The following is a 9166-nucleotide window of genomic DNA, read 5'->3' as shown; positions in this document are numbered from 1 at the left end:
GATCGACAGAAGGAATTCGTCCTCCGCACTCTGGAGGAACGGGACATCCGCTTTGTTCGGCTGTGGTTTACAGATGTGCTCGGTTTCCTGAAATCGGTTGCCATCGCTCCGGCCGAACTCGAGGGCGCTTTCGAGGAGGGCATCGGGTTCGACGGCTCCTCGATCGAGGGCTTCGCGCGGGTCTCCGAATCCGACACCGTGGCCAACCCGGACCCGTCGACTTTCCAGGTGTTGCCATGGGCCAGCGCTTCGGGTCACCACCACTCCGCGCGAATGTTCTGCGACATCACCATGCCCGACGGCTCGCCGTCGTGGGCGGACCCGCGGCACGTGCTGCGTCGCCAACTGCAGAAGGCAAACGATCTCGGCTTCTCCTGCTACGTGCACCCCGAGATCGAGTTCTTCTTGCTCAAGCCCGGCACCAACGAGGGGACCGAACCCGTTCCCGTCGACAATGCCGGTTACTTCGATCAAGCGGTGCACGACTCGGCGTCCAACTTCCGGCGGCACGCGATCGACGCACTGGAATTCATGGGCATCTCGGTCGAGTTCAGCCACCACGAGGGCGCGCCCGGTCAGCAGGAGATCGACCTGCGCTTCGCCGACGCGTTGTCGATGGCGGACAACGTCATGACGTTCCGCTATGTCATCAAGGAAGTCGCGATCGAGAACGGCGCGCGGGCGTCGTTCATGCCCAAGCCTTTCGGGCAGCATCCCGGTTCGGCCATGCACACCCACATGAGCCTGTTCGAGGGCGACGTCAACGCCTTCCACAGCCCCGACGACCCGCTGCAGTTGTCCGATGTGGGCAAGTCGTTCATCGCCGGGATCCTCGAGCACGCCTCGGAGATCAGCGCGGTGACCAACCAATGGGTCAACTCCTACAAGCGGCTGGTGCACGGCGGCGAGGCGCCCACCGCCGCGTCATGGGGCGCGGCCAACCGTTCTGCGCTGGTGCGGGTCCCGATGTACACCCCGCACAAGACGTCGTCGCGGCGGGTCGAGGTACGCAGCCCCGACTCGGCGTGCAACCCCTACCTGGCGTTCGCCGTGCTGCTGGCCGCCGGACTGCGCGGGGTGGAGAAGGGCTACGTGCTGGGGCCGCAGGCGGAGGACAACGTGTGGGATCTGACCTCCGAGGAACGCATCGCGATGGGTTACCGGGAGCTGCCGACCAGTCTCGACGGCGCGCTTCGCAGCATGGAGGCCTCCGAGCTGGTCGCGGAAACGCTGGGGGAGCACGTTTTTGACTTCTTCTTGCGTAATAAGCGCACGGAGTGGGCCAACTACCGCAGTCACGTCACCCCGTACGAGCTGAACACCTACCTGTCGCTTTAGGTCCCGAGCGCCGCGATCGCACCGCGACCGCTCTCAATCCGGGTGGGTTGAGATACCGTCGTGGGCGTGACCAAACCCGCGACGCAGCGCCCTAAGCTGCCCAGCGTCGGTCGGCTCGGGTTGGTCGACCCGCCCGCGGGCGAGCGCCTGGTGCAGTTGGGTTGGCATGGGCAGGACGACCAGGCCCACGTCGACCTGCTGTGGTCGCTGTCGCGCGCGGCGGACCCGGATGCCGCGCTGCGCGCCATGATCCGGCTGGCCGAGAACCTCGACACCGGCTGGGAGGAACTCAACGCCGCCCTGCTCACCGAACGACCCTTGCGCGGGCGCCTGTTCGCGGTGCTCGGCTCGTCGCTGGCGCTGGGAGATCACCTGGCCGCCCACCCCGAGTCTTGGAAACTGTTGCGTGGCAAGGTCACTCTGCCCGCCCGCGAGCAGCTGTGCGCGACGTTTACCGCCTGCGTCGACGAGTCGTCGGACGGGCCCAACGCGCTGGTCCAGCGGCTGTGCGCCTTGTACCGGGACCGGCTGATGGTCCTAGCCGCGCTCGACCTCGCCGCGACCGTCGAAGACGAGCCGGTGTTGCCGTTCGTCGAGGTTTCCGCGCACCTTGCCGACCTCGCGGACGCCGCGATGGCGTCCGCGCTGCGCGCCGCGGAGGCGACGGTCTGTGGCGACCGCACGCCACCGCGACTCGCGGTGATCGCGATGGGCAAATGCGGTGCCCGCGAACTGAACTACGTTAGCGACGTCGACGTCATCTTCGTCGCCGAGCGGGCCGATCCGCTCAGTGCCCGGTTGGCCAGCGAGATGATGAACGTCGCGTCGAAGGCCTTCTTTCAGGTGGATGCCGGGCTACGCCCCGAGGGTCGCAGCGGCGAACTGGTCCGCACGGTCGAGTCGCATCTCGCGTACTACCAGCGCTGGGCGAAAACCTGGGAATTCCAGGCGTTGCTGAAGGCCCGGTTGGCGGTCGGCGACGAGGAACTCGGCGAGCGCTACCTGGCGGCGGTCACACCGATGGTTTGGGTCGCCTGCGAGCGTGCGGATTTCGTGCCCGAGGTGCAGGCCATGCGAAGGCGGGTCGAGCGGCTGGTGCCCGCCGACGTCCGTGACCGCGAGATCAAGCTCGGCACCGGCGGATTGCGCGACGTCGAGTTCGCCGTGCAGCTGCTGCAGCTGGTCCACGGCCGCAGCGACGATTCGCTGCACGTCGCCTCCACGGTCGATGCGCTGACGGCGTTGGGCCGGGGCGGTTACGTCGGGCGCGAGGACGCGGCCAACCTGACCGCCTCCTACGAGTTCCTCCGGCTGCTCGAACACCGGCTGCAGCTGCAGCGGCTCAAGCGCACCCACTTGTTGCCCGACGCCGACGATGACGAGGCGGTCCGCTGGCTGGCCCGCGCCGCGCACATTCGTCCGGACGGCCGCCACGACGCCGCCGGGGTATTGCGCGAACAGATCAAACACCAGAACCTGCGGGTGTCCCAGCTGCACGCGAAACTCTTCTATCAACCGCTGCTGGAATCGATCGGGCCCGCTGGGCTGGAGATCGCCAACGGCATGACGCCGGAGGCCGCGGAGCGGCAGCTGGCGGTGCTCGGCTACGAGGGCCCGCAGACCGCGCTGAAGCACATGTCGGCGCTGGTCAACCAGAGCGGGCGGCGCGGCCGTGTGCAGTCGGTGCTGCTGCCCAGGCTGCTGAACTGGATGTCGGAGGCCCCCGACCCCGACGGCGGGCTGCTGGCCTACCGCCGGCTGTCCGAAGCCCTGTCGGGCGAAAGCTGGTATCTGTCAACGCTGCGGGACAAGCCTGCGGTGGCCAGGCGGTTGATGCACGTGCTGGGCACGTCGGCCTATGTGCCGGAGCTGCTGATGCGCGCGCCCCGGGTCATCCAGGATTATGCCGACGGAGCGTCGTGCCCGAAACTGCTCGAGACCGACCCGGCCGCGGTGGCCCGCGCGCTGATCGCCTCGGCCGCCCGCCATTCCGATCCGGTGCGCGCGATCGCTAGCGCGCGCACGCTGCGCCGTCGAGAGCTGGCTCGGATCGCCTCGGCGGACCTGCTCGGCATGCTCGATGTCATCGACGTGTGCAGCGCGTTGACGTCGGTGTGGGTGGCCGTGCTGCAGGCCGCGCTCGAGGCGATGATCCGGGCCAACCTTCCCGAAGACGGCAAGCCGCTCGCGGCGATCGCGGTCATCGGCATGGGCAGGCTGGGCGGCGCCGAGCTGGGCTACGGGTCCGATGCCGACGTGATGTTCGTCTGCCAACCGTCGGAGGGCGTGGAGGATACTGCCGCCGTTCGGTGGTCGACGACGGTCGCCGAGCAGATCCGGGCACTGTTGGGGACGCCGAGCGTCGACCCGCCGCTGGAGGTCGACGCCAACCTGCGGCCCGAGGGCCGCAGCGGTGCGCTGGTGCGCACGCTGGCGTCTTACGCGACCTACTACGACCAGTGGGCACAGCCGTGGGAGATCCAGGCCCTGCTGCGTGCGCACGCGATCGCCGGCGACGCCGATCTGGGCCAGCGGTTCATGCTGATGATCGACAAGACTCGCTATCCCGCCGACGGGGTGTCGAGCGAGGCGATGCAGGAGATCCGGCGCATCAAGGCCCGCGTCGACTCCGAGCGGTTGCCGCGCGGTGCCGACCCCAACACGCACACGAAGCTGGGCCGCGGGGGATTGGCCGACATCGAATGGACTGTGCAGCTGATGCAACTACGGCACGCGCACGAGATCCCCGCGCTGCACAACACGTCGACGCTGCAGTGCCTGGACGCGATCGCCGAGGCCGACCTCGTCCCGGCGGACGAGGTGGACCTGCTGCGCCAGGCGTGGCTGACCGCGACCCGGGCCCGCAACGCGCTGGTGCTGGTCCGTGGCAAGCCCACCGACCAACTGCCCGGACCCGGACGTCAGCTCAACGCAGTCGCGGTCGCCGCGGGCTGGCCCAACGACGATGGAAGTGAGTTCTTGGACAACTATCTGCGAGTTACGCGGCGGGCAAAAGCGGTGGTACGCAAGGTGTTCGGGAGTTGAGCGAGGCGGCCGGCGCGTACGACGCGATGTTCCAGGTGCTCAGCACCGCAGAAGCTGATCGGGCGTCGGGTCTCTACGCCCTGTTGGCCGACGCGGTCCGCGAACTCATCGACGCGACCATCCGGACAGAGGCCGACGACGACGTTGTTGCCAAGGCGCGCAGCGAGATCGAGGCCGTCACCGAACTGCTGCGCCAACAGACCAGGCCGGTCGGCGTGAGCTTTCGCGTCGATGGCCGAACACTGCCGTTGGGTAATGCGGTGGTCGGTTTGTGCAATCCCATCGCTCCGCCGGTCGTCGTCCATCACGACGGCGACGGGCGCTGCCACAGCGAGTTCGTCCTCGGGTCGGCCTACGAGGGACCGCCGGGGCTGGTGCACGGTGGTGTCAGCGCGCTGGTGCTCGACCACTTGCTCGGCGAGGCGGCCAGTGACGGACTTTCCAAGGCGCGTTTCACCGGAACCATCAGCGTGAAGTATCTGCGCGGGACGCCGCTTGGCCCGCTACGGTGCGATGCCTGGATCGACCGTGCGGAAGGCGTCAAAGTCTTTGCGCGCGGCACGATTTCGGATGGCGAGGGAGTCACCGTCGAGGCCGAAGGCGTCTTCATCGAGCCGGCGTGGGCGAGGGAAACCGGATGAAATTCTACGTCAGCAGTGCCTTTCTGAATACCCGCGAGATCGTCGAGATCGCCAAGGCGGCAGACGAACTCGGCTACGACGGCGTCGGGATTCCCGACCACGTCGTCAACTTGGAGACGCTGGACACGCCGTACCCGTACACCAAGGACGGCGAGCGGCGGTGGCAGCCGTTCACCGACTGGCCCGATCCCTGGGTGCTGATCGGGGCGCTGGCACAGGTCACCACGCGGCTGCGGTTCGTCAACACCGTCTACATCCCGGCGATGCGCAACCCGTATTCGGCCGCGAAAGCGATTGGTACGGCGGCGGTTCTGGCGTCGGGCCGAGTCGAGCTCGGCATCGGCGTCGGCTGGTGCCGGGAAGAATTCGCCTTGATGGGTGAGCAGTTCGACGCCCGCGGCAAACGCACCGATGAAATCATCGACCTGATGCGGACGCTGTGGCAGCCGGGATGGACGGAGTTCGAGGGCCAGTTCTATCGAACACCGCGGCTGGAGATGCAACCGACACCGCCGCCGATCCCGGTGTACGTGGGCGGGCTCAGCGACGCCGCACTGCGCCGCGCCGCCCGCAACGACGGCTGGATAGGGGACCTGATCAAGACCGACCGCGCCATCGAGGCGGTCGACAAGCTTCGCGAGCTGCGCCGCGAAAAGGGTTTGTCGATGGACGGTTTCACCATCCTGACGCCGCTCACGGACGCCTTCACGACCGCCGATTATCAACGCGCCGCGGATGCCGGGATCACCGGCATCATCACGATGCCGTGGATGTTCTACTCCGGACCGGACGCCTCGCTGGAGGACAAGATCGACGGCATGCAGCGGTTCCGGAAGGACCTCGCGCTCGACGGCTAGACGGCTCGTTGCGGCGCGGCCATACTCGACGCATGCCCTTCACGGTTGTGTTCAGCAACGGCGAACCGCGCGACTACGGCGTATTCGACAAGTACCAGGTCACGGATGCGGGCGTGTTGATCATCGACATGCATCGCAACGACGTGAACCGGCACTACATCGCGCCCGGCAGTTGGCTGGAGCTTGTCGACATGGCGGATAACCAGCCCGCCAACGCATCGCGCGGGATATTGGGCGTCAGACATTCTCGCTAGGCCAGCGGGTTGTACCGCGCACGAAAGTTGACATCGTGCACAGGGGGATCGTGGGACATCGAACGTACGTCTCGGCGACCGTAGCGACGGCCGCTGGTTTGGTTGCGGCGGCGTGCGGCGGTTCACCGGGCTCGGGCAACTCGACGACGACGAGTGGGACGCCCACCAAGACGTTCACGACCACGGTGTCGCAGGCGACGACGACCACCAACGCCGGCACGGATCTGCGGTCGCTGGTCCCCACGCCGGCCAACACCGCGAGGACCGACGGCCCGGACTCCATTCACGACAACGGAATCCATCTGCACTTCTTCGTCAACGGTTCGCCGAACGACGTCATGGCCACCTATAAGACCGCCTTGACGGGCATGACCTGGTCGCTGATCGTCGACAGCTCGAGCGGCGGTGGGGTAGGCGGCGGCGCCACCTACACCGCGAGCAACGGCAACGCCTTCGGGGTGTTTAGCGGCGGGGGCTATGGCAACACGACCGACATCGACGCCTGTGCGTGGCCGTCGCAGCCCGCGAACAAGGACTGCGGTCGCCACTAGTAGAGCCGGTCGGTAGGTCCTCGGCGATGCCTCGCGGTCCGTGTGACCTTAGCCACGTGCGCGGTCATATTATCGGTATGACGATACCGTATCTGTATACCGACTGGACATAGGTGAGAGGAACCGGTTATGGGATCGTGGCGAGACGAACTCACCAGTCTTCGAGGCACTCTGCGCGGGCCGGTCTTCACCGCCGATGACAAGGCCTACGACGCAGAGGTGGCGGTGTTTAACACGGCGGTACGCCATCGACCGGCGATCGTGGTCGGCGCCGCCGCTGCCGCGGACGTCACCGAGGTGGTGAGCTTCGCGGAACGCAACGGCCTGAACATCGCCGTCCTCAATACCGGTCACGGACCGACGGTTGCGGCCGATGCGCACACGCTGATGATCACAACGCGACGCATGCGCGGCATCACTATCGACGCCGAAAATCGTTGGGCACGAATCGATGCCGGAGTGCGGTTCGGCGAGCTGGTGGAAGCCGCCGCAGTACATCGGCTGGCTCCCTTGCCCGGATCCTCGCCCGGGGTGGGCGTCGTCGGCTACACGCTTAGTGGCGGTGCAAGTTCGACGATGGGCCGCAAATACGGTTGGGCTGCCGATCACGTCATCGCGATGGAGGTCGTGACCGCAGACGGTAAATTGCGTTGCGTGTCAACGGAATCCGAACCTGATTTGTTCGGCGCGTTCCTGGGCGGGAAGAGCAATTTCGGTGTCGTCGTGGCGATGAAGTTCGCGCTTTTCCCGGTGGCGGAGTTGTACGCGGGTGCGATCTTCTTCTCCGGCGAGCACACCGCCGACGTACTGCGGTCCTACCGAGAACTCACCGCGTCGGCGCCGGACGAGTTGACGACCGGCATCGCACTACTGAATCTGCCTCCGCTGCCTGGACTTCCACCGTTCATGCAGGGGAAGTTGACTGTATCGGTGCGAGTCTCCTATGTCGGCGACGCTGACGCGGCTGCCGGTTTGGTCGAACCGCTGCGCCAAGCGGCTCCCGTCCTGGCGGACACGGTCGCCACCATCCCGTACACCCAGTTCTCCACGATCACTAACGATCCGACCGACCCCGCGCCGGCCGTCGAGCATTTCGGGCTGCTGCGAGAAATGACCGAGGACACCGTCAAGGCGATCGTCGACGTGGTCGGACCGGGTTCCGGTAGCGCGGTCAACATCGTCGACATTCGGCATCTGCAAGGCGCTTTCAGCAATCCGGCGCCATTTCCCAACGCGGTGGGTGCACGCGACGCCGCGTACGCCACGTTCGCTTTGACCGTCGTGCCGCCCGGACGAGAAGTGGCGGCTTACCGCGACTCGGGCCGTGATCTCCTTGCGGCGCTGCAACCTTGGCTGCACACCGGATCCAGCCCGAGTTTCATCGGACCGGCCGACACGGCCGATGGTCGCACCAGGCTGGCCTACGATCCCGAGGTTTACGAGAAATTGCGGGCCGTCAAGGCGGTCTACGACCCGCACAACATGTTCCGGCTCAACCACAACATCGCGCCCGGATTCGCCGCCTAATGCGGACTCCGAAGGCGGTATAGCCGTACCATAGGTCAATGCCTATTGAACGTCGCACGCGCCGGGCCGGGGGAGCGCGCCGTACCGAGGCGATTGAATCGGCCGCCAGGGTGCTGGCCGAGCGAGGCTATGAAAGCACCCGCTTCGCCGACGTGGCGGAGGCAAGCGGTACGGCCATCAGCACCCTGCAGAACTACTTCGGGTCCCGCGAGGACATGCTGATCGAGGCGATGAGGCATGCGACCGAGGTCGAGGTGTCCGCCCTGGAGGCTGTCGCGGACGCGGAGAACGACCCGTGGAATCGCCTGGTGGCGATGATCGACCGCAACCTGAACACACCCGTGCACAATCACCAGCTGTTGATCGAGTTCTGGCGCTCAGGGGTACGCGACGGCGAATTGCGTGACTATGGCGAGGAAGGTTGGTCGCGTTACCGGGCGCCGTTTGTGCGGACTGTCGCCGAGGGCCGCGATGCCGGTGCCTTCACGCCGGTGGTCGATCCCGAGGACGTCGTCGATCTGCTCTTCGCGACGCTCGTCGGTGCGATGATCCCGCGGGTCCTGCGCTTTCCCGGCCCGTCGGCGGACCGCTTCCGGACGGCCCTGCTCCGGCAGGTCGGCGAGATGCTGGGCCGGCCCGGATACACCTAGATCAGCGTGTCCAGGCCGGCGAGCGACCGAGATGGCACAGGATGCGTTCCAGATCGCCGGTCTCGTTGCCGGTCGTGACGGCCGGGTCGAAGACGGCGTTGTCGGCAGTCCGGAAATTCTGATCGTCGGGGACGGCCAGCGCGAGCGGAAGCGCGTCCGCCAACACCTCGGCCGGCAAATCGAACGAGGTGCCGATCGTGCGGGCGACGTCCCAGCCGTGCACGACGTAGTCCACGAAGTGGAACCCGATCGCCATTGCGCCGGGGAACTCCGCACCGGGGCCGAATTCTGGTAGCGCAAACG

8 protein-coding genes and 1 pseudogene are annotated in these 9166 nt (G+C 66.7%); 8 read left to right on the top strand and 1 reads right to left on the bottom strand.

The features are described from left to right. The 8 genes from glnA to JOZ00_RS14840 all read left to right on the top strand — a co-directional run. The coding region (glnA, locus tag JOZ00_RS14875; protein WP_293344775.1) for a type I glutamate--ammonia ligase at positions 1-1338 on the top strand (1338 nt) is incomplete at its 5' end. A 60-nt stretch (positions 1339-1398) separates the two neighbouring features. Next, positions 1399-4383: a bifunctional [glutamine synthetase] adenylyltransferase/[glutamine synthetase]-adenylyl-L-tyrosine phosphorylase gene (locus tag JOZ00_RS14870; RefSeq protein ID WP_293344773.1), complete on the top strand. Its 2985-nt coding sequence runs from the start codon at positions 1399-1401 to the stop codon at positions 4381-4383. After that, positions 4380-5024: a PaaI family thioesterase gene (locus JOZ00_RS14865; protein ID WP_293344771.1), complete on the top strand. Its 645-nt coding sequence runs from the start codon at positions 4380-4382 to the stop codon at positions 5022-5024. The genes JOZ00_RS14870 and JOZ00_RS14865 overlap by 4 nt, the downstream gene beginning before the upstream one ends. Next, positions 5021-5881: a TIGR03619 family F420-dependent LLM class oxidoreductase gene (locus JOZ00_RS14860; protein ID WP_293344769.1), complete on the top strand. Its 861-nt coding sequence runs from the start codon at positions 5021-5023 to the stop codon at positions 5879-5881. Before JOZ00_RS14865 ends, JOZ00_RS14860 begins: the two co-directional genes overlap by 4 nt. Before the next feature lie 32 nt (positions 5882-5913). Then, positions 5914-6135, top strand: coding sequence for a hypothetical protein (locus tag JOZ00_RS14855; protein WP_293344767.1), 222 nt, complete (start codon positions 5914-5916; stop codon positions 6133-6135). Positions 6136-6185: 50 nt separating this feature from the next. Next, positions 6186-6686: a hypothetical protein gene (locus JOZ00_RS14850; protein WP_293344765.1), complete on the top strand. Its 501-nt coding sequence runs from the start codon at positions 6186-6188 to the stop codon at positions 6684-6686. Positions 6687-6815: 129 nt separating this feature from the next. Next, positions 6816-8213: an FAD-binding oxidoreductase gene (locus JOZ00_RS14845; protein ID WP_293344763.1), complete on the top strand. Its 1398-nt coding sequence runs from the start codon at positions 6816-6818 to the stop codon at positions 8211-8213. A 38-nt stretch (positions 8214-8251) separates the two neighbouring features. Then, entirely contained in the window at positions 8252-8863 is a 612-nt protein-coding gene (locus JOZ00_RS14840) for a TetR/AcrR family transcriptional regulator (protein ID WP_293344761.1), read from the top strand. A 1-nt stretch (position 8864) separates the two neighbouring features. Here JOZ00_RS14840 and JOZ00_RS14835 read toward each other — a convergent pair. After that, positions 8865-9166, bottom strand: a pseudogene (locus tag JOZ00_RS14835) (TIGR03086 family protein); the annotation flags it as partial.

It is taken from the genome of Mycobacterium sp., from assembly GCF_019243155.1.
Classification (GTDB): domain Bacteria; phylum Actinomycetota; class Actinomycetes; order Mycobacteriales; family Mycobacteriaceae; genus Mycobacterium.
Note: the sequence above shows the minus strand (reverse complement) of the source record. Positions and strands in the feature narration are given on the sequence as shown.

Bases quoted from the DNA above. Each gene is read 5' to 3' on its own strand.
- JOZ00_RS14845 (WP_293344763.1), top strand. From the start codon at position 6,816: ATGGGATCGTGGCGAGACGAACTCACCAGTCTTCGAGGCACTCTGCGC.
- JOZ00_RS14840 (WP_293344761.1), top strand. From the start codon at position 8,252: ATGCCTATTGAACGTCGCACGCGCCGGGCCGGGGGAGCGCGCCGTACC.
- JOZ00_RS14860 (WP_293344769.1), top strand. From the start codon at position 5,021: ATGAAATTCTACGTCAGCAGTGCCTTTCTGAATACCCGCGAGATCGTC.
- JOZ00_RS14855 (WP_293344767.1), top strand. From the start codon at position 5,914: ATGCCCTTCACGGTTGTGTTCAGCAACGGCGAACCGCGCGACTACGGC.